General features: G+C 68.3%; 31 protein-coding genes. 27 read left to right on the plus strand and 4 right to left on the minus strand.

All coding sequences use genetic code 11. From position 1 onward, the window contains the following. Positions 1-29: 29 nt before the first annotated feature. The 9 genes from wrbA (at position 30) to ACO227_RS12375 (ending at position 6,412) form a co-directional block, all read left to right on the plus strand. Positions 30-632, plus strand: a complete 603-nt coding sequence (gene wrbA, locus ACO227_RS12335) for an NAD(P)H:quinone oxidoreductase (protein ID WP_423602131.1) — start codon at positions 30-32, stop codon at positions 630-632. A 4-nt stretch (positions 633-636) separates the two neighbouring features. Further along, positions 637-1,431, plus strand: coding sequence for a DODA-type extradiol aromatic ring-opening family dioxygenase (locus ACO227_RS12340; protein WP_423602132.1), 795 nt, complete (start codon positions 637-639; stop codon positions 1,429-1,431). Positions 1,432-1,485: 54 nt separating this feature from the next. Beyond that, on the plus strand, positions 1,486-2,370 hold the full coding sequence (locus ACO227_RS12345; protein WP_423602133.1) for a CHAD domain-containing protein: 885 nt from the start codon (positions 1,486-1,488) through the stop codon (positions 2,368-2,370). Positions 2,371-2,427: 57 nt separating this feature from the next. Continuing rightward, positions 2,428-3,123 carry an RluA family pseudouridine synthase gene (locus tag ACO227_RS12350; RefSeq protein ID WP_423602134.1) on the plus strand — a complete coding sequence of 232 codons (696 nt, stop codon included), beginning with the start codon at positions 2,428-2,430 and terminating at the stop codon, positions 3,121-3,123. After that, positions 3,116-3,517 (plus strand): alternative ribosome rescue aminoacyl-tRNA hydrolase ArfB, encoded by a 402-nt coding sequence (arfB, locus tag ACO227_RS12355; protein ID WP_423602135.1) that lies wholly within the window; start codon positions 3,116-3,118, stop codon positions 3,515-3,517. The genes ACO227_RS12350 and arfB overlap by 8 nt, the downstream gene beginning before the upstream one ends. Next, positions 3,514-4,194, plus strand: coding sequence for a DNA alkylation repair protein (locus tag ACO227_RS12360; RefSeq protein ID WP_423602136.1), 681 nt, complete (start codon positions 3,514-3,516; stop codon positions 4,192-4,194). The genes arfB and ACO227_RS12360 overlap by 4 nt, the downstream gene beginning before the upstream one ends. Positions 4,195-4,213: 19 nt before the next feature. Beyond that, positions 4,214-4,654: a hypothetical protein gene (locus ACO227_RS12365; RefSeq protein ID WP_423602137.1), complete on the plus strand. Its 441-nt coding sequence runs from the start codon at positions 4,214-4,216 to the stop codon at positions 4,652-4,654. Between the two features lie 39 nt (positions 4,655-4,693). Next, the gene (locus ACO227_RS12370) at positions 4,694-5,179 is read left to right on the plus strand and encodes a GAF domain-containing protein (RefSeq protein WP_423602138.1); all 486 of its coding nucleotides are present in this window, start codon (positions 4,694-4,696) and stop codon (positions 5,177-5,179) included. 195 nt (positions 5,180-5,374) lie between these two features. Further along, the gene (locus ACO227_RS12375; RefSeq protein WP_423602139.1) at positions 5,375-6,412 is read left to right on the plus strand and encodes an RcnB family protein; all 1,038 of its coding nucleotides are present in this window, start codon (positions 5,375-5,377) and stop codon (positions 6,410-6,412) included. Between the two features lie 104 nt (positions 6,413-6,516). Here the strand turns inward: ACO227_RS12375 and ACO227_RS12380 are convergent, their stop codons facing one another. Beyond that, positions 6,517-7,815: a M20/M25/M40 family metallo-hydrolase gene (locus tag ACO227_RS12380; protein WP_423602140.1), complete on the minus strand. Its 1,299-nt coding sequence runs from the start codon at positions 7,813-7,815 to the stop codon at positions 6,517-6,519. A 4-nt stretch (positions 7,816-7,819) separates the two neighbouring features. Then, entirely contained in the window at positions 7,820-8,275 is a 456-nt protein-coding gene (locus tag ACO227_RS12385) for a universal stress protein (RefSeq protein WP_423602141.1), read from the minus strand. A 158-nt stretch (positions 8,276-8,433) separates the two neighbouring features. Here ACO227_RS12385 and ACO227_RS12390 point away from each other — a divergent pair, with 158 nt between their 5' ends. The 8 genes from ACO227_RS12390 (at position 8,434) to ACO227_RS12425 (ending at position 14,183) form a co-directional block, all read left to right on the plus strand. Then, a complete protein-coding gene (locus ACO227_RS12390; RefSeq protein ID WP_423602142.1) occupies positions 8,434-9,735 on the plus strand; it encodes a pyruvate dehydrogenase complex dihydrolipoamide acetyltransferase in 1,302 nt (433 codons plus the stop codon). Positions 9,736-9,751: 16 nt separating this feature from the next. Continuing rightward, the gene (locus ACO227_RS12395) at positions 9,752-9,964 is read left to right on the plus strand and encodes a hypothetical protein (RefSeq protein ID WP_423602143.1); all 213 of its coding nucleotides are present in this window, start codon (positions 9,752-9,754) and stop codon (positions 9,962-9,964) included. Next, positions 9,957-10,346: an acyl-CoA thioesterase gene (locus ACO227_RS12400; protein ID WP_423602144.1), complete on the plus strand. Its 390-nt coding sequence runs from the start codon at positions 9,957-9,959 to the stop codon at positions 10,344-10,346. Before ACO227_RS12395 ends, ACO227_RS12400 begins: the two co-directional genes overlap by 8 nt. After that, complete coding sequence (locus tag ACO227_RS12405) at positions 10,343-10,744, plus strand: hypothetical protein (RefSeq protein ID WP_423602145.1); 402 nt, start codon at positions 10,343-10,345, stop codon at positions 10,742-10,744. The genes ACO227_RS12400 and ACO227_RS12405 overlap by 4 nt, the downstream gene beginning before the upstream one ends. Positions 10,745-10,755: 11 nt before the next feature. Beyond that, complete coding sequence (locus ACO227_RS12410) at positions 10,756-11,604, plus strand: hypothetical protein (RefSeq protein WP_423602146.1); 849 nt, start codon at positions 10,756-10,758, stop codon at positions 11,602-11,604. 14 nt (positions 11,605-11,618) lie between these two features. Further along, positions 11,619-13,034 carry a dihydrolipoyl dehydrogenase gene (lpdA, locus tag ACO227_RS12415; protein WP_423602147.1) on the plus strand — a complete coding sequence of 472 codons (1,416 nt, stop codon included), beginning with the start codon at positions 11,619-11,621 and terminating at the stop codon, positions 13,032-13,034. An 81-nt stretch (positions 13,035-13,115) separates the two neighbouring features. Then, entirely contained in the window at positions 13,116-13,688 is a 573-nt protein-coding gene (locus ACO227_RS12420; protein ID WP_423602148.1) for a DUF4142 domain-containing protein, read from the plus strand. A gap of 111 nt (positions 13,689-13,799) precedes the next feature. Then, positions 13,800-14,183, plus strand: a complete 384-nt coding sequence (locus ACO227_RS12425) for a hypothetical protein (RefSeq protein WP_423602149.1) — start codon at positions 13,800-13,802, stop codon at positions 14,181-14,183. Positions 14,184-14,276: 93 nt separating this feature from the next. On the opposite strand, the gene ACO227_RS12430 is transcribed toward ACO227_RS12425, so the two are convergent. Both ACO227_RS12430 and ACO227_RS12435 read right to left on the minus strand, forming a co-directional pair. Further along, on the minus strand, positions 14,277-14,759 hold the full coding sequence (locus ACO227_RS12430; RefSeq protein WP_423602150.1) for a bactofilin family protein: 483 nt from the start codon (positions 14,757-14,759) through the stop codon (positions 14,277-14,279). 5 nt (positions 14,760-14,764) lie between these two features. Next, positions 14,765-15,805, minus strand: a complete 1,041-nt coding sequence (locus ACO227_RS12435) for a hypothetical protein (RefSeq protein WP_423602151.1) — start codon at positions 15,803-15,805, stop codon at positions 14,765-14,767. A gap of 59 nt (positions 15,806-15,864) precedes the next feature. On the opposite strand from ACO227_RS12435, the gene ACO227_RS12440 reads away from it, so the two are divergent. The 10 genes from ACO227_RS12440 to rplB all read left to right on the plus strand — a co-directional run bounded on the left by ACO227_RS12440 (position 15,865) and on the right by rplB (position 24,613). Next, positions 15,865-16,539, plus strand: a complete 675-nt coding sequence (locus tag ACO227_RS12440) for an SAM-dependent methyltransferase (protein ID WP_423602152.1) — start codon at positions 15,865-15,867, stop codon at positions 16,537-16,539. A 227-nt stretch (positions 16,540-16,766) separates the two neighbouring features. Next, the gene (gene rpsL, locus ACO227_RS12445) at positions 16,767-17,138 is read left to right on the plus strand and encodes a 30S ribosomal protein S12 (RefSeq protein ID WP_119511496.1); all 372 of its coding nucleotides are present in this window, start codon (positions 16,767-16,769) and stop codon (positions 17,136-17,138) included. A gap of 63 nt (positions 17,139-17,201) precedes the next feature. Then, positions 17,202-17,672: a 30S ribosomal protein S7 gene (gene rpsG, locus ACO227_RS12450; protein ID WP_423602153.1), complete on the plus strand. Its 471-nt coding sequence runs from the start codon at positions 17,202-17,204 to the stop codon at positions 17,670-17,672. 110 nt (positions 17,673-17,782) lie between these two features. After that, positions 17,783-19,876, plus strand: coding sequence for an elongation factor G (fusA, locus tag ACO227_RS12455; protein ID WP_423602154.1), 2,094 nt, complete (start codon positions 17,783-17,785; stop codon positions 19,874-19,876). 80 nt (positions 19,877-19,956) lie between these two features. After that, positions 19,957-21,150: an elongation factor Tu gene (gene tuf, locus ACO227_RS12460; protein WP_423602155.1), complete on the plus strand. Its 1,194-nt coding sequence runs from the start codon at positions 19,957-19,959 to the stop codon at positions 21,148-21,150. A gap of 238 nt (positions 21,151-21,388) precedes the next feature. After that, positions 21,389-21,697 carry a 30S ribosomal protein S10 gene (gene rpsJ / locus ACO227_RS12465; RefSeq protein WP_066574470.1) on the plus strand — a complete coding sequence of 103 codons (309 nt, stop codon included), beginning with the start codon at positions 21,389-21,391 and terminating at the stop codon, positions 21,695-21,697. A 376-nt stretch (positions 21,698-22,073) separates the two neighbouring features. Beyond that, positions 22,074-22,835, plus strand: a complete 762-nt coding sequence (rplC, locus tag ACO227_RS12470) for a 50S ribosomal protein L3 (RefSeq protein WP_423602156.1) — start codon at positions 22,074-22,076, stop codon at positions 22,833-22,835. Positions 22,836-22,837: 2 nt separating this feature from the next. After that, on the plus strand, positions 22,838-23,452 hold the full coding sequence (gene rplD, locus ACO227_RS12475; protein WP_423602157.1) for a 50S ribosomal protein L4: 615 nt from the start codon (positions 22,838-22,840) through the stop codon (positions 23,450-23,452). Continuing rightward, positions 23,445-23,759 carry a 50S ribosomal protein L23 gene (locus ACO227_RS12480; protein WP_265119405.1) on the plus strand — a complete coding sequence of 105 codons (315 nt, stop codon included), beginning with the start codon at positions 23,445-23,447 and terminating at the stop codon, positions 23,757-23,759. The genes rplD and ACO227_RS12480 overlap by 8 nt, the downstream gene beginning before the upstream one ends. 2 nt (positions 23,760-23,761) lie before the next feature. Then, entirely contained in the window at positions 23,762-24,613 is an 852-nt protein-coding gene (rplB, locus tag ACO227_RS12485; protein ID WP_423602158.1) for a 50S ribosomal protein L2, read from the plus strand. The last annotated feature ends 3 nt before the right edge of the window (positions 24,614-24,616 follow it).

Below are 24,616 nucleotides of genomic sequence, written 5' to 3' on the forward strand. Positions count from 1 at the left end.
TCCACCCCTTTCACATCAGGAGACATGCAATGGCCAAGGTTCTGGTCCTCTATTACTCGTCCTATGGACATCTCTCGAAGATGGCCGACGCCGTCGCCGAGGGCGCGCGCTCGGCGGGCGCCGAGGTCGACGTCCGCCGCGTCCCCGAGACCGCGCCGCCCGAAGTGGTCGCGGCCGCCGGCTTCCAGCCCGACCACTCGCATCCCGTGATCGAGGGCCCGGAGGCGCTCGCCAGCTATGACGCGATCATCGTCGGCGCACCGACGCGCTATGGCCGCATGTCGAGCCAGATGGCGGCGTTCTGGGACACCACCGGCGGCATCTGGATGCGCGGCGCGCTGGTCGGCAAGGTCGGCGGTGCCTTCACCTCGACCGCGACCCAGCATGGCGGGCAGGAGACGACGCTGTTCAGCATCATCACCAACCTGCTTCACCACGGCCTCACCATCGTCGGCCTCGACTATGGCTATGCCGGCCAGATGGGCGTCGAGGAAGTGAAGGGCGGCAGCCCCTATGGCGCGACCACGATCGCCGACGGCAATGGCAGCCGCCAGCCGAGCGAGGCCGATCTCGACGGGGCTCGCTACCAGGGCAAGCGCATCGCCGAGACCGCGGCGAAGCTGATCGCGTAACGTCATGGCGCGCCAGCCTGCCCTGTTCGTATCGCATGGCTCGCCGATGATCATGTTCGAGCCCAGCCCGGCGCGGGAGTTCCTCGCCGGGCTGGCCGGGCAGATCGATCGGCCCGACGCGATCGTGATGGTCTCCGCGCATCACGACATGACGGAGGCGGTGGTGACCTCGGTAGAGGCGCCGGCGACGATCCATGATTTCGGCGGCTTTCCGCAGAAACTGTTCGACCTGCGCTATCCGGCCAAGGGCGACCCCGCGCTGGCGGCGGAGGTCGCGCGGCTGGTCGAGGGGGCGGGGATTCCCGCCTTCCTCGATCCGGCGCGCGGGCTCGACCATGGCGCATGGGTGCCGCTGATGCTGGCCTGGCCCGAAGCCGACGTGCCGGTGGTGCAGCTGTCGATCAGCAGCGCGCATGCGCCCGAATGGCATTATCGCGTGGGGCAGGCGCTGGCGCCGCTGCGCGAGCGCAACGTCCTGATCATCGGATCGGGGAGCCTGACGCACAATCTGCGCGCGATCTTCGTCGAGGGACGCGATCACGACGCGGCGGTGCCCGGCTGGGTGTCGGCGTTCGCCGACTGGATGAAGGAGCGGCTCGACGCGGGCGACACCGACGCGGTGCTGCGCGCGGTGGAGCTGGCGCCCAACGGCAAGCTCAACCATCCGACGCCCGACCATATCCTGCCGCTGTTCACCGCGATGGGAGCGGGCGGCGGCGCCGACGGTTTGCGGGCCGAGCGGCTGCACCACAGCTATACTTATGGCGTGCTGGCGATGGATGCCTATCGCTTCGGCTGAGGTCATGGCGTTTCGCGAGCGGTCCGCCTAGCTTTCCCGAGAGGGAAGCGATGCATGGCCTATAGCGTCAAGCCCCGGGACCGGACCGCGCAGGCGGCGCTGCGGCGCATCGCGTGCAGCCAGATCGACCGCGCCCTCGCCGAGATCGACGACCCCGGATTGCGGCGCGACGAGGTCGTGCATCGGCTTCGCCGCCGCACCAAGAAGCTGCGTGCGCTGCTCAGGCTCGTGCGGCCGCATTTCGATCATTACGTGCCGGAAAACGCCGCGTTTCGCGACATGGCGCGGCTGCTGTCGTCGAGCCGCGACGCGACGGTGATGCGGCATACGCTCGACGGGCTGCTCCGGGCATGGGCGTCGAAGGCGCTGCCCGGCGATGCCGCGCGGCTGCGGCCGCTCGTCGGCGAGGACAGAGGGGCGGCAACGGCGGCGGAGGTCGAGGGCGCGCTCGCGACGGTGGGCGAACGGCTCCGCGCGGCACGCGGGCGTGTGGCGGGCTGGACGCTCGACGCCGAAGGCCTGGATGCGCTCGCCGACGGCCTCGAGAAATCCTACCGGCGCGCCCGCAAGGCATTGGCGGCGGCCGAGGCGAAGCCGGCGGCGGGACGGCTGCACGAATGGCGCAAGCGGGTGAAGGACCATGGCTTTCACCGCCGCCTGCTGGCCCGCGCGCTGCCCCGGGGGCTGCGCGCAGGCCGGGTCCAGCTCGACCTGCTCGGCGATCTGCTCGGCGAACTCCATGATCTCGCGATGCTGCGCGAGCGCATGGGCGCGGCCGCCGACGCCCCGCCGCGCGCCGCGCGGACGCGCCTGCTCGCTGCCATTGACCGGAAGGAACGCGACCTGACCGCCCGGTCCTTCGACGCCGGTGCGCAGTTGTTCAAGCGGAAGCCGAGAATGATGGCGCGCCGCGTGCGGCGGCGCCTCGCCGCGATGTGACGCGGGATCGGCGACGTGCCGGTTGCAACCGGCCGCCGCTTTCCCCATTGCGAGGGCATGATCCAGGACCATGTGCTGTTCATCGACGGGGAGGCGATCATCCTCGACAAGCCCGCGGGCTTACCGGTGGATCCGCCGCGCGACGGATCGATCAGCCTGGAGAACCATCTCGGCAGCCTGACCTTCGGCTTCCAGCGCTGGCCGACGCCGGTGCACCGGCTCGACCGCGACACCAGCGGCTGCCTGCTGCTCGCGCGCAACCCCAAGGCGCATGCGCGCTTCCAGCAGGCGTTCGAGGCGGGGGCGGTGACCAAGCGCTACCTCGCGGTGATCGACGGGGTGCCGGAGGGGCATTCGGGGCTGATCGACCTGCCGCTGCTCAAGGTGTCGAGCGCCGAGCGCGGGTGGCGGATGACCGGCGATGCGGATGGCAGCCGTGGGGGCAAGGCGGCGCGGACGCGCTGGCGCGTGCTCGATGCCAAGGACGGGCGCGCGTTCGTCGCCTTCTATCCCGAGACCGGGCGCACGCATCAGATCCGCGTCCATGCCGCCGAGGGGCTGGGTATCCCGATCACCGGCGACCCGGTCTATGGCGTCGCGGGCGGACGGACGCTGATGCTGCACGCGGCGCAGCTCACGGTGCCGCGGCCGGGCAAGCCCGACGTGCATGGCGAGGCGCCGACGCCGGCGCGCTTCAAGGCGATGGGCTTCGGCGGGTTCGCCGAGGATTCGACGGATCTCGACGATGCCTGAGCTGCCCGAGGAAGCGATCGTCGAGGAGAAGTTCCTCGCCGCATCGGGGCCGGGCGGACAGAACGTCAACAAGGTCGCGACCGCGGTGCAGCTGCGCATCGACGTGTTCAGGCTGGGGCTGCCGCCCTATGCCTATGCCAAGCTCAAGGAGCTGGCGGGCAGCCGCATGACCGCGGGCGGCGAGCTGGTGATCACCGCGCGCAAATTCCGGACGCAGGAGGCCAACCGCCAGGACGCGCGCGAGCGCGTGGCCGAGCTGATCGCGAAGGCGCACGAGCGCGACGCGCGGCGGATCAAGACCAAGCCGAGCAAGGCGGCCAAGGCGCGGCGGGTGGACGCCAAGAAGGGCAGGTCGGCGGTCAAGGCCGGGCGCGCCCGGGTCCAGGTCGAGTGAAGGCGCGAGTGGAGGCGGTGCTGGCGGCGCTCGAGGCGCAGGGATCGGCGGCGCATCGCGACAAGCTCGGCCCGAGCTTCGGCATCGTCACCGCCGACCGGGCGATCGGCGTGCCGATGGCGGCGATCCAGAAGATCGCCAAGGGCATCGGCAAGGATCACGAGCTTGCCGCCGCGCTGTGGGCGACGCGGGTCTACGAGGGACGGATGCTGGCGTGCCTGGTCGACGATCCCAGGCTGGTGACGGCGGCGCAGATGGATGCGTGGCGCAGCGACTTCGACAATTGGGCGGTGACCGACACGGTGTGCTTCAAGCTGTTCGACCGCGTGGCCGGGGCCGACGCGATGGTCGAGCCGTGGACGAAGCTGAACGACGAGATGGGGCGGCGTGCGGGCTTCGTGCTGCTCGCCTGCCTGGCGCTGCACGGACGCGACGCGGATTACATCGCGGGGCTGGCGCTGATCGAGGGCGCGGCGGGGGACGAGCGCAATTTCGTCAAGAAGGGCGTCAACTGGGCGCTGCGCGCGATCGGCGGCAAGAAGGACGCGGCGCTGCGCAAGGCCGCGCGCGAGGTGGCGGCGCGGCTGGCGGAATCGGACGACAGGACCGCGCGCTGGAACGGCAAGGATGCGCTGCGCGCCTTCGCCAAGGCCGATGCCAGGGGCACCGCGGCGTGACTCGCGCGTTGGGAGGCGCATGATGCGCCATGTCCTGCTCGCCCTGCTGCTGGTCCTCGCCGCCTGCTCGGAGGAGCCGGCCGCACCGCCCGCCGCCAACGAGAGCGTCGAACGGCCGACCGCGCCGGGGCCCGAGGCGCCACTGCCCACACCCAAGGCGCCATCCCCCGCCGTGGACGCGAGCACGATCCCCGCGGCCTTCCGCGGCGAGTGGAACCGCACGACCGCCGATTGCGGCACCGGCAACAACGACAGCCGGCTGCGGATCGAGGCCAAGCGGCTGCGCTTCTACGAGAGCAGCGGCGACGTGGTCGCGGTGCATGGCGAGGGACGCACGATCACGGTGCGCGCGCGCTATTCGGGCGAAGGCGAGACCTGGGAGGATGCGCGCAGCTTCACCCTGTCGCAGGACGGCAACACGCTGAGCGCGGACGGGATCGAGCGGGCGCGCTGCCGCTGACCCCTTGCGTGCGGGCCTGCGCCGCGCCACCTGCGAGCCATGTACAGCTTCGACATCGCGGCCGGATCGAAGGCCGAGCTCTATCGCGATCTCCATGCCGCGCTCGACGCGCTGACCGCAGGCGAGGACGACGCGATCGCCAACATGGCCAACGCCGCGTCGCTGATCTGGCAATATCTGCCCGACCTCAACTGGGCGGGCTTCTACCGCAACGTCGACGGCGAGCTGGTGCTGGGGCCGTTCCAGGGCAAGGCGGCGTGCATCCGCATCCCCTTCGGCAAGGGCGTGTGCGGCGCAGCCGCGGCAACCGGCGAGACCCAGCTGGTCGAGGACGTCCATGCCTTTCCGGGACATATCGCCTGCGATGCGGCGAGCAACGCCGAGCTGGTCGTGCCGATTTCGCACAACGGCCGGCTGATCGGGGTGCTCGACCTCGACAGCCCGGCGCGCGGGCGGTTCGATGCCGAGGACGCCGCGGGCTGCGAGGCGCTGATGGCGCTGCTGGGGCCGCGAATCGCGGGTTAACGGCCGTCCTGCCTGTTCCGAATCGGAACGGTTCGCCGGCCGGGCACAAATATCTGCGCTAAGCCCTTGGCCCGATTTGGGACTTCTTAACCACAGCGCTTCGTGGTGACACCGAAACGGAAATGTTAAGAAATGGTGAAGACTCGTGCGCTTCACCTGCGGGAAGCGTGCGCCGGCAAAGGAGCTGTCAACGCGATGCGTACCGCCACCCTGATCGTCGCTGCGGTGAGCAGCCTGTCGCTCGCCGCGCCCGCGGTCGCGCAGCAGCGCAGCATGCAGGGCGCGCGCCCGAGCATGCAGGCGCCGCGGATGCCCTCGACGGCGATCCCCCGGATGAACCCGCCGCGCGGCGGCGGCTGGCAGCATGGCGCGCCGCGCCCGGGCGGCTGGAAGCCGACTCCCGGGGTGCCGCGCCCGGGCGGGTGGCAGCCGGGCAAGCCCGGTCACTGGAACCCCGGTACGCCCGGCTGGAAGCCCGGGACTCCGGGCCATTGGAACCCGGGCAGGCCCGGCAACTGGAAGCCCGGCACGCACCGTCCGGGCTGGCGCTGGGGCGAGAAGATCCGCGGGCGCTGGCATGCGGGGTGGAAGGCGCCCGGCGGCTGGGGCGCCTATCGCCGGCCAGTGCGCGGCTGGACGCTGCCGAGCTACTGGATCGGCGGCGGCTTTTGGATCAGCGACTGGTCGAGCTGGGGACTGAGCAGCCCGCCTTATGGCTATAACTGGGTGCGCTATTACGACGACGCGGTGCTGGTCGATCGGGGCGGCCGCGTGTGGGACTCGGTGAGCGGGCTCGACTGGGACCGCGACGATTACGCCTATGAAGGCGACGAGGGCTATTACGAGGGCGAAGACCGCGGCTACGAACGCGACGGCTATTACGAAGGCGAGGCGGACGATCGCGGCCCCGGCGCCGACTATGACGCGCCCGATTACCGTGACGACGATTATGCCTATCGCGAGGCGCCGCGCGTCCATGCCGTGCCGGCGCGGCCGCTGCGCTGCGTCGCCAACTGCCATGGCGGCTACGCCTATGGCGGCGGCTATTACTACGGCGCGCCGACGACCACCACGGTGGTGATCCAGTCGGCGCCGGTGGTGACCACGACGGTGACCGAGACGGTCGAGGAAGTCACCTATGGCGGCGGCACCCGGGTGGTGCGCCGCGCCCCGTCCAAGAAGCTCTATCGCGCGCCGGTGAAGGTCAGGAGCAAGACCTGCTATTGCCGTTGAAGCGCTGCCCGCCGCCGTCCGTCTGGGGGGAGGACGGCGGCGGGTTTTATCGGTCGGCGTCAGATATTCTCCAATCCTCCTAGCGGGGGGAGGATTGATAGGCCTCAGCGCGGCGGGCGGGTGCCGAAGGTGACGATGCTCTCGCTGCCGTCCTCGGCGACCGCCGAGACGCCGACGAAATGGTCGTCGACGATCACGTCCTTGAGCACCGTCTCGGTGCGGCCGGCGACGCCGCGCACGTCGCTCCAGTCCTGCGTGTCGTTGCGGCGCCAATAGACGCGATAGCCCTTGGCGCCCGGCACCGGGTTCCACTTGACCTTGACGTCGGTCGAGACCGCGCCGTCGAGCACCACGCCTGACGGCGCGTCGGGCGCATTGGCGAGGCGGCGCAGCGTCGCGACGTTGAGCGCCGTCACCTTGGCGAGATAGGGGAAATCCATCTTGTCGACCGTGTCGCCATAGACGCGGCCATTCTCGGTGCGCAGGTCCTGGTGCTGCTGGTCGTAATTCTCGGCGCCGACCGAGAAGCGTACCGCGGGATAGCCGAGGCGCAGGAACGGCTCGTGGTCGCCGCCGCGGCCGAAACGGTCGGGGCGGCGCACGATGAAGGCGTCGAGCGCGCCGGGCGACGCCTTGCGCATGCCGTCCGCGACCTTGTCGATCGCCTTGGCGAGCGCGCGGCTGGGACCGTCGTCCTCGCCGCCGTCGCCGCGGCGCCTGAGCTGCTCCTCGAGCGTCTCGGAGGCGCGGATGCCTTCGGAGAAGACTCGCACGCGATCGGCGACGCGCACCCCGTTCTGGCCCATCGTGTTGCCGACGATGTCGTTGTTGAGCACCGCGATCACCGTCCAGCCGCGCTCCTTGGCGGTCTCGGCGAGCAGCGTGCCGCCCATCAGGCCCTGCTCCTCGCCCGAAAGCGCGGCGTAGATGATCGTCGCCCGGTGCTTTTCCTTGGAGAGGATGCGCGCCGCCTCGATCACCAGCGCGACGCCCGAGGCGTCGTCGTTCGCGCCGGGCGCGTCGGCGGTGAAGTTCATGACGTCGCTGACACGGGAATCGATGTGTCCCTGGACGATGACGACTCGCTTGGGATCCGTGCCCGCCTGGAAGCCGAGCACGTTGACCACCTCGACCCCGTTCGGCGCGCGCGGGCCGGTGAAGGTGCGTGCGATGTTGGCGACCTCGATGCACTTGCACGCCTCGCCGATGCGGTTGAGCTCGCCCGCCACCCATTTGCGCGCGGCGCCGATGCCGCGGACGGGGTCGGTGGCGGAGGAGAGGGTATGGCGGGTGCCGAAGCTCACCAGCTTCTCGACATCGGCCTTGAGCCGTTCGGGGCTCGGCGAATCCTGGGCGGCGGCGGGGGCTGCGGCGAGCAGCGCGAGGATCGGGACATAGCGCATGGGGTCAGCTTAGCCGGTCGATCGCTTCGCGGTCGAGGCTTCCCGGAATGATCATCAGCGGGATCGGCAATGCGGCCATGTCGCCGCCGGTGAAGTGGGTGACCAGCGCGCCGGGCTTGCCGCCGGTCGCGGCGCCGAGTACGAGCGCGGCGATCTCGGCGTTGGCGGCGATCAGCTCGCGGATGATCTTGGGGCCGTCGCCCTCGCGCACGGTGATGGTCGGCTTGAGCCCCGATTCCTGGATCAGCGTGCCCGCGGCGCCCGCGACCAGCGCCTCGGCCCGCTGGCGTGCCTCTTCCTCGATCGTCGCCATGACGCCGCCCCACTGGACGAAATCGGGGCGGGGAATCAGGACGAGAATCTCCACGCCCCCGCCGGTCTTGACCGCGCGGCGGGCCGCGAAACGGAGCGCGATCTGCGCCTCCGGGCTCTCGTCGATCACAACAAGATAGGTACGCATGAAACCATCCCCTCCCGTTTTCCATGGTGGTGACGCGGGAAGCCGCGCCGCGCAAGACCGGAGTGGGGCCCTTACGGGCGCGGCACCCTTGACCCGCGCCGTGCATCGCGCAAGGGAGGGCGCGAAACCAACAGCCTGCGACAGGATCCTCCTCCCCCATGTCGATCGAGATCAAGATGCCTGCCCTTTCCCCGACGATGGAGGAGGGCACCCTCGCCAAATGGCTGGTGAAGGAGGGCGACACGGTCAAGGCCGGCGACCTGATGGCCGAGATCGAGACCGACAAGGCGACGATGGAGTTCGAAGCGGTCGATGAAGGCACGGTCGCCAGGATCCTGGTGGCCGAGGGCACCGACGGGGTGAAGGTCGGCACCGCGATCGCGATCCTGGCGGGCGAGGGGGAGGACGCCTCGGCGGTCGAGGCGCCGAAGGTGGAAGCGCCCAAGGCCGAGGCGCCGAAGGAGGCGCCCAAGGCTGCCGCGCCCGCGCCCGCGCCGGCCGAGGCCGCTAAGCCGGCCCCCGCACCCGCTCCGGCGGCGAGCGGCGACCGGGTGAAGGCGAGCCCGCTGGCACGCCGGATCGCGGCGGAGAAGGGCGTCGAGTTGTCGGCGGTGCAGGGCTCCGGCCCCGGCGGCCGCATCGTCAAGGCGGACGTCGAGGGCGCCAGGCCCGGTGCGGCGCCCGCCCCCAAGGCGGCGGAAGCGCCCGCAGCGGCGGCGGCCGCCCCGGCTCCGGCGGCGGCGCCTGCCGCGGTGTGGTACGACGAGAGCATCCCGCACGAGGAAGAGAAGCTCAGCAACATCCGCAAGACGATCGCGCGCCGCCTGACCGAGGCGAAGCAGACGATCCCGCACATCTACCTGACCGTCGACGTGCAGCTCGACGCGCTGCTCAAGCTGCGCGGCCAGCTCAACAAGAGCCTCGAAGGGCGCGGGGTCAAGCTGTCGGTCAACGACATGCTGATCAAGGCGCTGGCCGTCGCGCTGATGCAGGTGCCGAAGTGCAACGTCACCTATGCGGGCGACAAGCTGATCAAGTACAGCCGCACCGACATCTCGGTCGCGGTGTCGACCCCGACCGGGCTGATCACGCCGATCATCCGCGACGCGGCGAATATCGGCCTGGCGTCGATCTCGACCCAGATGAAGGAGCTCGCCGAGCGCGCCAAGGAAGGCAAGCTCAAGCCCGAGGAATATCAGGGCGGCACCGCCAGCATCTCGAACATGGGCATGTTCGGGATCAAGCAGTTCGACGCGGTGATCAACCCGCCCCAGGCGATGATCCTGGCGGTCGGCGCGGGCGAGAAGCGGCCCTACATCGTCGACGACGCGCTGGGCGTGGCGACGGTTATGTCGGCGACCGGCAGCTTCGATCACCGCGCGGTCGACGGGGCCGACGGCGCCGAGCTGATGAAGGTGTTCAAGGCGCTCGTCGAGTCGCCGTTCGGCCTGCTGGCCTGAGGCCGGGAGGGCCGCGATGCGCGTCCTGGTCGAGGCTCTCCACATCGCCGCCGGCATCGCGGTCGCGCTGCTGATCGGCGCGGTGGCGAGCTGGGCCTATCCGCTCGCCGAGCACGATGTGTGGCTGGTGACGGGGGTGGCGATCCTGTGCGTCATCCTGATGGGGGTCGGGCCGATGCGGCGCGCGATGACGGCGGACCGGGCAGGCAAGGACACGCGCGATGCCTGACCGCGCACCTCCCACGACCGAGCCGACGATCCGCGTGAGCACCATGCCCGCGGACGCCAACGCCTATGGCGATATCTTCGGCGGTTGGCTGGTCGGGCTGATGGACATGGCGGCGGGGCTGGTCGCGGCGCGCCGCGCGCGGGGCCGCGCGGTGACCGTGGCGATGGACGGGATGCAGTTCCACGCGCCGGTGTTCGTCGGCGACGAGGTGTCGGTCTATGCCAAGCTGATCAAGGTCGGCCGCAGCTCGATGCAGATCGACGTCGAGGCGTGGCGGCGGGGACGGCATGGCGAGGAGCACGAGCTCGTCACCCAGGCGGTGTTCACCTTTGTCGCCGTGGGCGAGGACCGCAAGCCACGCCCGGTGGACGGTGAGGCGTGAGGTGGATCGCGGCGTTCGTGCGGCGGTTCCTGCTGCCGGCGTTCGTCGGCGCGTATCTGGCGAACCTCGCGGTCTACTGGATGCTCGAGAGCGAGGGCGGGGCGACCGACTGGAAGAGCGTCGGCGTGCTGTTCGCGATCATCCTTGCCGGGCTGATCGTGGCATGGCCCTTCTACGTCCTGCTGCGGCGGCTGGCGCTGCCTGCGGTCGTGACCGCGGTGCTGCTGCTGGTGCTGGGCACTGGGGTCGGCGCGCTCGCTGCCTATCTCATCGCCATGCAGCTCGTTCCCGACACCGCGGGGGAATATATCCGCTTCGGCCTGGTGGTCGGGCCGGTGGCGGCGCTGTTCTGGCTCATCCTCAATTTCGACGTCCTGCGCTCCCGGCGTGTGCGGTAGATCAGGGCGATGTGGCCGGATCGCGCAACGTGATCGCACTGTTCGACCCCGCACTCCCGCGCGCCACCGCGGCAGCGGCGGGGAGCGCGTTCATCCTGATGCTCGCGGCCGGCAGCTTCGCCGTCGCGGCGCAGCTGGTGCGGATCGTCCGCAAGCCGGTCCCGGGCCAGCGGAGCTGGCGGGCGCTCGGCGCCGCGCTGGGCGGGGCGGTGCTGGTCAGCGCGCTCGCGCTTGCCGTCATGTTCCCCGCGGCCCTGATCGGGGGTGGCGCGTTGGCTGCGATGCAGACCCCTGCGGCGACCTATCTGGCGCTCGCGTTGGGCGGCGGCGTGTGGCTGTATCTCGCCACGCGCATGAACGGCTACGGGATGGACGGGTGCGCCAAGGTCTGGGCGGCCGCCTGCGCCGCCTATCTCCTGATCTGGGGCCTGGTGTCGTTCTGGACGGTCGGTGGCGGCGCGCTGGGAGCTGGCGAGTTGGGAGCGACGGCGGTCAAGATCGCCGCTGCCGCGTCGCCGCTCGCGGTGTTGATCGCCAGGACCAACCGTCCGGGCAGGCGGCTGCGCGCGGGCCTGGCTGCGGGCGTGATCCTCGGCGCGTGGGCGGCCGTCGTGTTCCTGACCGTCGAGAACGGGTTTGCCGGCGGGCTGCTGCCGGGCAGCGACTGGCTGCGCTTTCCCATCGCCGGCGCGATCGGCGCGCTGCCGCTGGCGGCGCTGGGCCTGATCGCGGCGTTGCGGCGGCGGCACGGCCGCACGCGGGCACTGCGCGAGCAGCTGTCCGTCATCATCCTATTGGCGCTGGCGGCGGCGGTATCGGGCTTGTCCTGGGCCGTTGCGCGCGCGGCGATAGAACCATGAGAAGGAACTAGCGAATGGCCGAATCCTATGACGTGATCGTGCTCGGCTCGGGTCCCGGCGGCTATGTCGCGGCGATCCGCGCGAGCCAGCTTGGCCTCAAGACCGCGATCGTCGAGCGCGAGCTGCTGGGCGGCATCTGTTTGAACTGGGGCTGCATTCCGACCAAGGCGCTGCTGCGCTCGGCCGAGATCTTCCACTTCATGCAGCACGCCAAGGATTATGGTCTCGCCGCGGAGAAGATCAGCGCGGACCTCGATGCCGTGGTCAAGCGCTCGCGCGGCGTCGCCAAGCAGCTCAACCAGGGCGTCACGCACCTGATGAAGAAGAACAAGATCGCGGTGCACATGGGTACCGGCAAGCTGACCGGCCAAAAGAACGACAAGATTCGCAAGCTGACGGTCACCGCCGAGGACGGCAAGACCACCGAGCTGACCGCCAGGAACATCATCCTCGCGACCGGCGCGCGCGCGCGCGACCTGCCGGGCCTGCCGGCCGATGGCAACAAGGTGTGGACCTATCGCCACGCGATGACGCCCAAGGAGATGCCGAAGAAGCTGCTGGTCATCGGATCGGGCGCGATCGGGATCGAGTTCGCGAGCTTCTACAACGACATGGGCGCCGAGGTGACGGTGGTCGAGATGCTCGACCGGATCGTGCCGGTCGAGGACGCCGACATCTCCGCGCATCTCGAAAAGGCGCTCAAGAAGCAGGGCATGACGATCATGACCGGCGCCAAGGTCGACAAGATCGCCGCCGACGCCAATGGCGTGAAGGCGACGATCACCGGCAAGGACGGCAAGGCGGTGAACGGCGAATTCAGCCACGTCATCGTCGCGATCGGCATCGTCCCCAACACCGCCGACATCGGGCTCAAGGAGCTGGGCGTCGACGTCGACGACCGCGGCTTCCTCAAGACCGACGGCGCGTGCAAGACCAATATCGACGGCCTCTACGCGATCGGCGACATCACCGCGCCGCCGTGGCTGGCGCACAAGGCGAGCCACGAGGGCGTGATCGCCGCCGAGGCGATCGCCGGCAAGCATCCGCACGCGATGGACCCGCGCAACATCCCGGGCTGCACTTACTGCCACCCGCAGATCGCCAGCGTCGGCCTGACCGAGGCCAAGGCCAAGGAAGCCGGTTACGAAGTGAAGGTCGGCAACTTCCCCTTCATCGGCAACGGCAAGGCGATTGCGCTGGGCGAGCCCGAAGGCTTTGTGAAGACGGTGTTCGACGCCAAGACCGGCGAGCTGCTCGGCGCGCACATGATCGGCGCCGAGGTGACCGAGATGATCCAGGGCTACACCATCGGCAAGACGCTGGAGACCACCGAGGCCGAACTGATCGAGACGGTGTTCCCGCACCCGACGATCAGCGAGACGATGCACGAGGCGGTGCTCTCGGCTTACGGGCGCGTGCTGCACATCTGATTGCGGGCGTTGGGAACCTCGCTGCAGGCCGGGCGTTCGCGCCGGGCCTGCAGGAGGAAAATCCCGATGAAACATAAACTTATGTTAGTTTCGCTATCCGCGCTGGCGCTCGGCGCCTGCGGCGGACCCAATGCCGCCAACAACAGCGCTGCCGATACAACCATCGTCAACGAAGGCGAGACGACGATGGCCAACGAGTCCGGCAACATGGCGATGGGCGAGGCCCCGGCACCGATGACCGGCCAGCAGTTCGCCGATACCGCCGCCGCGAGCGACATGTTCGAGATCGAATCCTCGAAGCTCGCACGCGACAAGGGCACGAGCGACGCGGTGAAGGAATTCGCCGCGATGATGATCAAGGATCACACCAGCTCGACCGCCAAGCTCAAGGAAGCGGCGAGCAAGGCCGAGCCCGCGATCACGCCCAATCCGGCGATGAACGCCGAACAGAGCGCCAACCTCGAAGCGTTGCGCGCGGCGAACGGTGCTGAGTTCGACGCGCTCTACAAGCAGCAGCAGGTGGCGGCGCACCAGAAGGCGCTAGCCGCGCTGCAAGGCTATGCGGCGAATGGCGACGTGCCCGCGCTCAAGACCTTCGCGACCGACACGTCGAAAGTGGTCGAGACCCATTTGAAGCACGTCAGTTCGATGTGACGCCTCGCCTGAGCCGGTTGGCTGCTGCCGGCTCAGGCGTCCTTGCCGCTGCGTTCAGCCTTTCTTGGTGAAATCTCGTCATGCTTCCGCGCGAATTGCGGGAGCGGCGGCATGTCGGCGAAGACGCTGTGGGGTTTGGTTGCGGGGCTCGTGCCGGTCGTGTGGTTCGGCGGGCTGGCGATCCATTTCTATCGAGTCAATCAGGCGATGGGCGGGTTCGCGTCGCGCGAGCTGATGCCGACGATCGTTGGGCTGGGCGCGCTCGGGCTGCTGTTCACCATTCCGATCCTGATCAAACTGGCGCGGCTGGCGAGTGGGACCGCGCCGAAGCCCAAGGGCGCGAGAGCGGCGGCTGCCGCAGAGGAAGCCCCACCGAGCGATTTCGATCCCGATGCCGTGATCGCCCGCTATCTGGAAAAGAAGGCGGCCGGCGAGGCGTCGTTCGAAGTGCCCGAGAGCGCGGCGCCGCGGCCGGTGTTCGGGCGCAAGAGCTGATCCGCCCAAGCGCTGATCCTCGGCGAGCGGCTGCAGCAGCTAGACATCCCTCGAGTGATCGACGGCGGCGAGCGGATTCCCGCCTGACGCGCGTCAGGCGGCGCTCTGGTCCGCCTCGACGATCTCGACCGTGGTGGCGAGCGGGGGGCGCGCGGCGCTGGCCGTGATCAGCGGCGTCGCGGTGACCGTGCTCGCGCCGATCCGCCGCATGCGGCCGTCGATATGGCCCCCATTCTCGATCGTGATGTTCTCATATTCGACGTCGCCGGTGATGCGCGCACTGCGCTCGACGGTGAGCTGGCGGACGCGGACCGTGCCCTCGATCGCGCCGGCGATGCGCGCGGTTTCCGCGGTGACGCCGCCGACGATGTGGCTCTCGGCGCCCTGGATCAGGCCGGCACAGTCGACATCGCCCTCGATCCGGCCCTCGATATGAAGTTCGGCGCTGGCGTTGACGTTGCCGGCGATGGTCACGTCCGCGCCGATCACGGAGAACATGCCGCGCCGCGCGCCGCCGGGGTTGCCGTTCGCCACGGGCATGATCGGACGTTCGTCGCGCACCTTGTTACCGAACATAAAGCTCACTCCCCCCGAGGCCAGACCGCCGGTCTCGATACCATATCAAAGGACAGGGTGCCGCGCAGCCCGTGCGGTAGGGGGATCGCGTGCGATCCGTCGCGATTATCGTTCGCGTGAGGGGCAATCAGCGGCTGCGCGGCGATCCAGGTGGCGGCGATCATGCACAGCGTGCCGGCTGCGGTCAGCTCGAGTCCGAATCCGAAGGCGGCCGCGATCGTGCCCAGCTGGACGAGTGCGGCGAGGGTGAAGGCGTTGCGCGTGCCGCGCGCGACTGCGAGCGCGAGCGTCAGGATTCCCGGGAGCAGGAAATCCTGCGCGCCCATCTGCGGCAGCAGTCCGGCGGCCAGGAGCGTGGCGAGCGCAGCCATCCCGGCAAGCGCGGCCCGGTCGGTGACGATGCTCTGCATGCGCGCGATATAAGCGGCGGCGGCACCCAGCCCCGCGGCGAGTGCGATCCCGAGCAGCGCCGGCGCATGTTCGGGCGCCAGGGCGGCGGCGAGCGACCAGATGTTGGGGGCGCTCGAGCTGGTATCCGCCGCGAGATCCGGCAGGGCGCCGGAGAGCCGCACCGCCAGCAATGCGACGGGCAGGGCGAGCCACAGGGCGGAGATGCGGCGCCGGATCGCGAGCGCGAGGAAGAACGGAGCGAGCAGCAGCGCCTGTACCGCGAAGGCAATGGCGATTCCCCACCAGGCGAACATGACGGCGTGACGCCGCTCGATCGCCATTGCGACCGCCGTCACGCACGCGGCAGCCTGGAGGGCATTCGTGCCGCCCAGCAGCAGCGCGTGGCATGCCATCAAGGGGAGGGCCAGCCACGCCGCCGCGCGCTGTCGGCGCCGGTTCGCATCGAGCGCGCCGAGTAGCCGATAGAAGGCAATCGCCAATGCTGCGGCGGCCGCCACCGGGAGCAGCTTGACGGTGCGCATCGGATCGAGCCAGCCTGCGAAGGGCTCGAGAAAGGGCGCGAGCGCCGCCGCCATTGCCGCAGCGAGCCAGAAGGCGGGCGCAGGCATTCGGCTGCGGAGGATCGCGGACGGCATGGCCCGGACTTGGCGCAGCGCCCTGAAAATCGCGTTAAGCGATCGGCGAAGGAGATGGGATGGCGGGAGGTGACGGGCAGGAACAGGCGAGGCGCCGCGGCATGCTGGCGATGCTCTCGCCGGCCGCGCGCATCCGCATCGCCGGCGCGCTCGCGGCTGTGGTCGTGCTCGCACTGATCGCGCTCGGCGGGCGATGCATGTCGCCGACCATGGCGAGTTGCTCGGCCGCGACCCTGTTCACCGGCGGGCCCAAGCTCGACGTGCCCTATCTCGGCACGCGGCCGGCGGTGGTTGCGCAGATGCTGGACATGGCGCAGGTCGGTCCCGGCGACCATGTCATCGACCTCGGCACCGGCGACGGGCGAATCCTCATTGCCGCCGCGCGCGACCGCGGCGCGCGCGGGCTCGGGATCGATATCGATCCGGTGATGGTCGCCAAGGCGCGGGCCAACGCCGAACGTGCCGGAGTGGCGGACCGGGTGCGGTTCGAGACCGCGGACTTGTTCGAGACCGATCTTGGCGAAGCGGACGTGGTGACCATGTTCCTGCTGCCCGAGGTCAATCTGCGGCTGCGTCCGCGCCTGCTCGCGCAGCTCGAGCCCGGGACGCGGATCGTCAGCCACGCCTTCGACATGGGCGACTGGCGGCCGGACGAGACTCGCCGCGTCGGCAGCGCGGTGGTTCATCTCTGGCGCGTTCCGGAGCGTGGCCAACTGTCGGCGGCGCGGCGCTGAGGCGCGGCATTGACCGCCACGGGCCGCGCGCGTATAGGCCGCGCGTTCCGCACCGGGGCGGGGAGTCGATTCTATCGGCTTTTCGGCGTTCCGGGCGGCGCAAGAGCTGAACGGTGTCGGAGACTTGGGGCCGGGGGGTTCGCCCGCCAGGCCCTTTTGTATTGCACTACCAGGGCTCCCGCACAGTAACCGCCGGGCAACCGGTAACTTAAAAGGTGAAGGGCTTCATGCCGACGATCAACCAGCTGGTCCGCAAGGGCCGCGTTTTGCAGAAGGCCAAGAGCAAGGTCCCTGCGATGGAGCAGAACCCGCAGAAGCGCGGCGTCTGCACCCGTGTCTACACCACGACCCCGAAGAAGCCGAACTCGGCGCTTCGCAAGGTGGCCAAGGTTCGCCTGACCAACCAGCGCGAGGTCATTTCGTACATCCCCGGCGAGGGGCACAACCTGCAGGAGCACTCGGTGGTCCTGATCCGCGGCGGCCGTGTGCGCGACCTTCCGGGCGTGCGCTATCACGTGCTGCGCGGCGTGCTCGACACCCAGGGCGTCAAGGACCGCAAGCAGAGCCGTTCGAAGTACGGCGCGAAGCGTCCGAAGTAATTTCAGCCAGAGTAAGCCCCGGACGTGTTCCGGACCAGCTGAAGATCAAGAAGGAAGTTTGAGATGGCTCGTCGTCGTCGTCCCGAGAAGCGGGAAATCCTGCCGGACCCCAAGTTCGGTGATATCGTCCTCTCCAAGTTCATGAACAGCGTGATGCTGGACGGCAAGAAGTCCGTCGCGGAAGGCATCGTCTATTCGGCGCTCGACACCGTCGAGCAGCGCGCCAAGAAGGACCCGATCGGGGTCTTCCACGAGGCGCTGAACAACATCAAGCCGGGCATCGAGGTCCGCAGCCGCCGCGTCGGCGGCGCCACCTACCAGGTCCCGGTCGAAGTGCGCCCCGAGCGCGCCCAGGCGCTCGCGATCCGCTGGCTGATCGCCTCGGCCCGCAACCGCAGCGAGAACACCATGTCGGCGCGCCTGTCGGGCGAGCTGCTCGACGCTTCGAACAACCGCGGCAACGCGGTGAAGAAGCGCGAAGACACGCACCGCATGGCGGAAGCGAACCGCGCGTTCAGCCACTATCGCTGGTAAAAAATGTCGGACCGCCGGCCGGTGCCGGCGGTCTGGCGCTGGTAATTTTCTTACCTATATCCTGGGAAGCCGGATCGTCCGGCTCCCCACATCGCCAAGGAACCCTGACAATGGCCCGCAGCCATCCGCTCGAGCGCTATCGCAACATCGGCATCATGGCGCACATCGACGCCGGCAAGACGACGACGACCGAGCGCATCCTCTACTACACCGGCAAGTCCTACAAGATCGGCGAGGTCCATGAGGGCACCGCGACGATGGACTGGATGGAGCAGGAGCAGGAGCGCGGGATCACGATCACCTCGGCTGCGACCACCTGTTTCTGGAAGGCGCAGGAAGGTCAGGGCGAAGAGCACCGCATCAACATCATCGATACCCCGGGCCACGTCGACTTCACCATCGAGGTCGAGCGTTCGCTGCGCGTGCTCGACGGCGCGGTCGCGTGTTTCGACGGCGTCGCCGGCGTGGAGCCGCAGTCGGAGACGGTGTGGCGCCAGGCCGACAAGTACGGCGTGCCGCGCATGTGCTTCGTCAACAAGCTCGACCGTACCGGCGCGGATTTCTACTTCTGCGTGAATTCGATCGTCGATCGCCTCGGCGCGCGCCCGGCCGTGCTGTATCTCCCGATCGGCATCGAGGGCGGGTTCAAGGGCCTGGTCGATCTGGTCGAGAACCGCGCGATCATCTGGCTCGAGGAGTCGCTGGGCGCGAAGTTCGAATATCAGGACATCCCCGCGGACATGGCCGAGAAGGCGGCCAAGTATCGCAACGATCTGATCGAGATGGCCGTCGAGCAGGACGACGACCTCATGGAGGCGTATCTCGAAGGCAATGAGCCGAGCGTCGCCGACCTGAAGAAGCTGATCCGCAAGGGCACGCTCAACATGGCGTTCGTGCCGGTGCTGTGCGGCTCGGCGTTCAAGAACAAGGGCGTCCAGCCGCTGCTCGACGCGGTGGTGGACTATCTGCCGAGCCCGCTCGACGTGCCGGCGATCAAGGGCGTCAAGCTGGACGGCGAGACCGAGGACAGCCGCCCGTCGTCCGACACGGCGCCGTTCTCGGCGCTGGCGTTCAAGATCATGAACGACCCGTTCGTGGGCACGCTCACCTTCGCGCGCATCTACTCGGGCAAGCTCGAGAAGGGCCAGGTCCTGAACTCGGTGAAGGACAAGAAGGAAAAGATCGGCCGCATGCTGCTGATGCACGCGAACAACCGCGAGGACATCGACACGGCCTATGCCGGCGACATCGTCGCCATCGCAGGCCTCAAGGAGACCACGACCGGCGACACGCTGTGCGACACCAATGCGCCGATCATCCTCGAGCGGATGGAGTTCCCCGAGCCGGTGATCGAGCTGTCGGTGGAGCCGAAGACCAAGGCCGACCAGGAAAAGATGGGCATCGCGCTCAACCGCCTGGCCGCCGAGGACCCCTCGTTCCGCGTTTCGACCGACCATGAGTCGGGCCAGACCATCATCAAGGGGATGGGCGAGCTCCATCTCGAGATCCTGGTCGATCGCATGAAGCGCGAGTTCAAGGTCGAGGCGAATGTCGGTGCGCCGCAGGTGGCGTATCGCGAGTATCTCGCGAAGAAGGTCGACATCGACTACACGCACAAGAAGCAGTCGGGCGGCTCGGGCCAGTTCGGCCGCGTCAAGGTGACGGTGGTGCCTGGCGAGCGGGGCAGCGGCTTCCAGTTCTTCGACGAGATCAAGGGCGGCAACATCCCGCGCGAGTACATCCCGTCGGTGGAGAAGGGCTTCCGCGAGACCGCCGAGACCGGCTCGCTGATCGGTTTCCCGATCATCGACTTCGAGGTCCATCTGACGGACGGTGCGTACCACGACGTCGACTCGTCGGCGCTGGCGTTCGAAATCTGTGCCCGCGGCGCGATGCGCGAAGCGGCGCAGAAGGCCGGCATCAAGCTGCTCGAGCCGATCATGAACGTCGAGGTCGTGACGCCCGAGGATTATCTCGGCGACGTGATCGGCGACATGAACAGCCGCCGCGGCCAGATCCAGGGCACCGACAGCCGCGGCAACGCGCAGGCGGTGAAGGCGCTGGTCCCGCTGGCCAACATGTTCGGCTATGTGAACCAGCTCCGCTCGTTCACCCAGGGCCGCGCGCAGTACACGATGCAGTTCAGCCACTACGACGAGGTTCCCGCGAACGTCGCCGAAGAGGTGAAGGCGAAGCTGGCGTAATTGGAAATGAACCGCTATGGGGCCGCGTTCTCGTGAGTCCCATGGCGGTCCGGGAAGATAGACTCAGAAGGTAGGAAACAATGGCGAAGGCAAAATTCGAGCGGAACAAGCCGCACCTCAACATCGGCACCATCGGTCACGTCGACCATGGCAAGACCTCGCTGACCGCGGCGATCACCAAGGTCCTCGCTGAAGAGGGCCTGTCGGAGAAGGTCGACTTCGAGAACATCGACAAGGCGCCGGAAGAGCGCGAGCGCGGCATCACCATCTCGACCGCGCACGTCGAGTACGAGACCAAGAACCGCCACTATGCGCACGTCGACTGCCCGGGCCACGCCGACTATGTGAAGAACATGATCACCGGCGCCGCGCAGATGGACGGCGCGATCCTGGTGGTGTCGGCCAGCGACGGCCCGATGCCGCAGACCAAGGAGCACATCCTGCTCGCCAAGCAGGTCGGCGTGCCGACCATGGTCGTGTTCCTCAACAAGGTCGACCAGGTCGACGACGAGGAGATCCTCGAGCTCGTCGAGATGGAGGTCCGCGAGGAGCTCTCGAAGCGCGACTTCGACGGCGACAACATTCCGATCATCCGTGGCTCGGCGCTCGCCGCGCTGGAGAGCCGTGACGAGGAGATCGGCAAGCAGGCGATCCTGGCGCTGATGGCCGCGGTCGACGAGTCGATCCCGCAGCCGGATCGTCCGCTCGACAAGCCGTTCATGATGCCGATCGAGGACGTGTTCTCGATCTCGGGCCGCGGCACCGTGGTGACCGGCCGCGTCGAGACCGGTATCGTCAAGGTCGGTGACGAAGTCGAGATCGTCGGCATCCAGCCGGAGGTCCGCAAGACCACCGTCACCGGCGTCGAGATGTTCCGCAAGCTGCTCGACCAGGGCCAGGCCGGCGACAACATCGGCGCGCTGATCCGTGGCGTCGGCCGTGAAGAGGTGGAGCGCGGCCAGGTGCTCGCGAAGCCGGGCTCGATCACCCCGCACACCGAGTTCAAGTCGGAAGTGTACGTCCTGTCGAAGGACGAGGGTGGCCGTCACACGCCGTTCTTCGCGAACTATCGTCCGCAGTTCTACTTCCGCACGACCGACGTGACCGGCACGATCGAGCTGCCCTCGGGCACCGAGATGGTCATGCCGGGCGACAACGTCGCGCTGGGCGTCAAGCTCATCGCGCCGATCGCCATGGACGTCGGCCAGCGCTTCACGATCCGCGAGGGCGGCCGCACCGTCGGCGCCGGCGTCGTCAGCGGCATCGACAAGTAAGCTGAAAAGCAAGCGCCGCCCGGCCCCGAAAAATCGGGGCCGGGCGGTTGCTTTTTTATGAGGGCCTCTGTATGGGCGCCCCTCCAGTTTAGTTTGAACCAGCAAGAGGCGGCCTTTAGCCGTCACCCCAGCGAAAGCTGGGGTCTCTCTCCACCGGCGGTCGCTTGTGGCATGAGATCCCAGCTTTCGCCGGGATGACGATTGAAGAGTTGCCCCGCTCTTTCACATCGGTAGGGACATGGACAACAACATCCGCATTCGCCTCAAGGCGTTCGATCACCGCGTGCTCGACCAGGCGACCGGCGACATCGCCGACACCGCGCGCCGCACCGGCGCTCTCATCCGTGGCCCGATCCCGCTTCCGACGAAGATCGAGAAGTTCACGGTCAACCGTGGCCCCCATATCGACAAGAAGTCGCGCGAGCAGTTCGAAGTGCGCACCTACAAGCGCATGCTCGACATCGTGCAGCCGACCCCGCAGACGGTCGACGCGCTGATGAAGCTCGACCTCGCCGCCGGCGTCGACGTTGAGATCAAGCTCGCTTAAGCGAGCTTGCCGAAGCCCCCGCGAAAGCGGGGGTCTTTCACCTTTTGGCGCACCCTCGAAAGGGAAAGGCGTCTCAGGGGGTGGACAGGGAAGTGAAGCTGACGTAAAGGCGCCGCTTCCCAACGAGATTCGCGGTTCCATCGGGATCGCGCAGGGCCGGCCGGATCGATCCCGATCCGAAGTTCCAGCCAGAGCGTGAAGCTCAAAACGACATAGGGATACCGCCGGGCTTCGGTCCGGGTCTGCGTCCCCCGTCTTTCCTAGCCGCAAGGCATGGAATTCAGCCCGGACGGGGGCTCGCATCGCATATTCGGGCTGAAGGCACGCACCCTGTGGAATGGTCCATGGGGTGCCTCTGTTATGGAGTGAATGGATCATGCGCACTGGCGTGATCGCGAAGAAAATGGGGATGACCCGCCTGTTCCAGGACGACGGCCGCCACGTGCCGGTCACCGTTCTGGCGCTCGAAGGCGTGCAGGTCGTCGCTCGTCGCGAAATGGACAAGGACGGCTACACCGCCGTCCAGCTTGGCGCGGGCAGCGCCAAGGCGAAGAACGTCGCCAAGCCGCAGCGCGGCCAGTTCGGCAAGGCCGAGGTGGAGCCGAAGGCGATCCTGGCCGAGTTCCGTGTGGATGCGGACGGTCTGCTCGACGTGGGCGCCGAGATTTCGGCCGACCATTATGTCGCGGGCCAGTTCGTCGACATCCAGGGCCGTACGCAGGGCAAGGGCTTTGCGGGCGGCATGAAGCGCTGGGGTTTCGGCGGTCTGCGCGCGACCCACGGCGTCTCGATCTCGCACCGCTCGCTGGGTTCGACGGGTAACCGTCAGGATCCGGGCCGCGTCTTCAAGAACAAGAAGATGGCCGGCCACATGGGCGACAAGAACCGCACCCAGCAGAACCTCGAGATCGTCGGCACCGACGTCGAGCGCGGCCTGATCTTCGTCAAGGGCTCGGTCCCCGGCTCGAAGGGCGGCTGGCTGCTCGTCAAGGACTCGGTGAAGATCGCGCGCCACAAGGACGCGCCGTTCCCGGCCGGCCTCAAGGCTGCTGCCAACACCAATGACACCGCCCCCGCGGAGGCTCCGACCGAAGTGGTCGATAGCTCGGCGCAGGCGACCGAAGGCCAGGAGGGCTGAACGTGAAGGTCAAGGTTCAAACCCTCGACGCCAAGGCATCGGGCGACATCGAACTCAACGACGCCGTGTTCGGCGTGGAGCCGCGCGCCGACATCCTGCACCGCGTCGTCACCTGGCAGCTGTGGAACCGTCGCGAGACGGCCCGCCCGACGCGCGAGCGTTCGGACGTTGCCCGCACCGGCAAGAAGTTCGGTCGTCAGAAGGGCGGCGGTACCGCTCGTCACGGCGATCGTGCGGCTCCGGTGTTCATCGGCGGCGGCAAGGCGCACGGCGCCCGCAAGCGCGATTTCAACATCTCGCTGAACAAGAAGGTCCGCGCGCTCGGCCTCAAGATGGCGCTCTCGAGCCATGCCAAGGCGGGTTCGCTGATCGTCCTCGACGGGTTCGAGGCGAGCAAGACCGCGGCGCTCAAGGGCCAGTTCGCTGGTCTGAAGGTCGGCAAGACCGCGCTGGTGATCGACGCCGAGGCCGGCAACGGCTTCCTCGCGGCGCGCAACCTGGCGGGCGTCAACGTCCTGCCGGCGGTGGGCGCCAACGTCTACGACATCCTGAAGCACGACACGCTGGTCCTGACCCGCGCTGCCGTCGAGAAGCTGGAGGCGCGCTTCAATGGCTAAGAAGCAGGAGCAGATCGACGTGCGTCACTATGACGTGATCGTCGCGCCGCACATCACCGAGAAGTCGACGCTCGTCTCCGAGGCGAACGCGGTCGTCTTCAAGGTCGCCAACGACGCGACCAAGCCGCAGATCAAGGCGGCGGTCGAGGCGATCTTCGGCGTCGGTGTCACCGCGGTGAACACCATCGTCCAGAAGGGCAAGACGAAGCGCTGGAAGGGCAAGCCCTACACGCGCAGCGACATCAAGAAGGCGATCGTCACCCTCAAGGACGGTGACTCGATCGACGTGACGCAGGGGGTCAACTGACCATGGCGCTCAAGAACTACAACCCGACCTCGCCGGCGCGGCGCGGCCTGATCCTGGTGGACCGTTCGGGTCTGCACAAGGGCGGCCCCGTCAAGGCGCTGACCGAGGGCAAGCGCAAGACCGGTGGCCGCAACAACAAGGGCCATGTGACCTCGCGCGGCATCGCGGGCGGCCACAAGCAGCGCTATCGCATCGTCGATTTCAAGCGCCGCCTGTGGGACGTCGAGGGCAATGTGGAGCGGATCGAATATGATCCCAACCGCACCGCCTTCATCGCGCTGGTGAATTATGGCGCGGACGAGAATGGCAAGGATCGCCTGGCCTATATCATCGCGCCGCAGCGGCTGCAGGCCGGCGACAAGGTGATCGCGGGCAAGAAGACCGACGTGAAGCCGGGCAACGCGATGGAGATCGGCCAGGCGCCGGTCGGGACGATCGTCCACAATGTCGAGCTGAAGCCCGGCAAGGGCGGCCAGATCGCGCGTTCGGCGGGCACCTATGTGCAGGTCGTCGGCCGTGACCGCGGCATGGTGATCGTGCGCCTGAACTCGGGCGAGCAGCGCTACGTCCGCGGCGAGTGCATGTGCACCGTTGGCGCTGTGTCGAACCCCGACAACGGCAACACCAACCTCGCCAAGGCCGGCCGCAACCGCTGGAAGGGCATTCGCCCGCTGACCCGCGGCGTCGCCAAGAACCCGGTCGACCACCCGCATGGCGGTGGTGAGGGCCGGACCTCGGGCGGCCGTCATCCGGTCACCCCGTGGGGCAAGCCGACCAAGGGTGCGCGCACCCGTCACAACAAGGCGACGGACAAGTTCATCATCCGTAGCCGCCACGCGAAGAAGAAGGGCTAACCG

The sequence above is a fragment of the Sphingomonas sp. MS122 genome (assembly GCF_049532975.1).
Classification (GTDB): domain Bacteria; phylum Pseudomonadota; class Alphaproteobacteria; order Sphingomonadales; family Sphingomonadaceae; genus Sphingomonas.